Raw genomic sequence first — 555 nt, forward strand, 5'->3', positions numbered from 1 at the left:
TCGGCCCGGCGGTGATGTTCGCGCTGGCCTGGATCTTCCTGCCGGACCTGCCCGAGTACCGCACCGGCCTGATCATCGTCGGGCTGGCCCGCTGCATCGCGATGGTCATCATCTGGAACGACCTGGCCTGCGGCGACCGGGAGGCCGCCGCCGTCCTGGTCGCGCTCAACTCCGTCTTCCAGGTCATCGCGTTCGGTGCGCTCGGCTGGTTCTACCTGCAGGTCCTGCCCGGGTGGCTGGGCCTGGCGACCGACGAAGTCGACTTCTCGATCGGCAAGATCGTGGTCAACGTGCTGGTGTTCCTGGGCGTCCCGCTGGCGGCCGGCTACCTCACCCGCCGCTTCGGCGAGCGCGCCCGCGGCCGCGCCTGGTACGAGGAGCGGTTCCTGCCCCGGATCGGCCCCGTCGCGCTGTACGGGCTGCTGTTCACCATCGTCATCCTGTTCGCCCTCCAAGGCGACACCATCACCGGCCGGCCCACCGACGTCGCCCGCATCGCCCTGCCACTGCTGGCCTACTTCGCGCTCATGTGGGGCGGGTCCTTCGCTGTTGGAC

General features: G+C 69.9%; 1 protein-coding gene. It reads left to right on the forward strand.

The genetic code is table 11. The annotated features are described in order from the left end of the window. Positions 1 to 555, forward strand: a 555-nt coding sequence (locus ABFX46_RS43355) for an arsenic resistance protein (RefSeq protein ID WP_428831389.1), incomplete at both ends; no start/stop codon positions are given.

The organism is Actinomadura chokoriensis (genome assembly GCF_039529475.1).
Classification (GTDB): domain Bacteria; phylum Actinomycetota; class Actinomycetes; order Streptosporangiales; family Streptosporangiaceae; genus Spirillospora; species Spirillospora bangladeshensis.